Origin of the sequence: Scytonema sp. PCC 10023 (assembly GCF_963920835.1) — a bacterium.
Lineage (GTDB): Bacteria > Cyanobacteriota > Cyanobacteriia > Cyanobacteriales > Nostocaceae > Kalymmatonema.
Window position 1 is genome coordinate 1 of the sequence record NZ_CAWUDP010000355.1, and the last position, 565, is coordinate 565.

Annotated in this window: 1 pseudogene; it reads right to left on the reverse strand. The window is 43.0% G+C overall.

Going from position 1 to position 565, the window contains the following annotated elements:
* Positions 1-56: 56 nt before the first annotated feature.
* Positions 57-203 (reverse strand): annotated as a pseudogene (locus tag ACM0OZ_RS49190) (transposase); the annotation flags it as partial.
* Between the last annotated feature and the right edge of the window lie 362 nt (positions 204-565).

The window sequence follows — 565 nt, forward strand, 5'->3', positions numbered from 1 at the left end:
ATTACCAGATGTTTGCAACCAAGTTATACAGTAAGTATACATCCGGATTTCATATCAATCCTCGCTAAAACTCCTCCCATAGACTGAGCAACCCTTCCAGGAGTTAGCTTGTCAATTGATTTTTGCCACGGCAGAGGATTGTCTGACACAATATTACGAGCTAACCACAACTGCCAAGTTATTATAGGCATTAGATCGCTCCAAGGGTGATCGCCGAGATACGCGCAAAATGGGACACATTGTAAACAAATGTTGCGGCAACGACTTTAGCGATTTACGCGCCTTGCCCAAAAATGGTAAAGAAACATTCAAATTTTTGCACACTAAAATCAACTCTTCGCGCTATTCAGTCTCTCAAACTTGCCCATTAAGAACTGTTTTAGGGGATGTTTTCACAACAGAGGACACGCTCAATCCAGTATTGAAACAACGTAAAATCAAGGGTTTTCAAACATATGCGTTACAAAACTTTACAACGTGTCCCATTTTGCAGGTATCTCGGCGGCTACCCTAGGTATGCTCCAAACTGGGGTGAAATCTCACTCGCTTGCCGCAAGGCAACTCG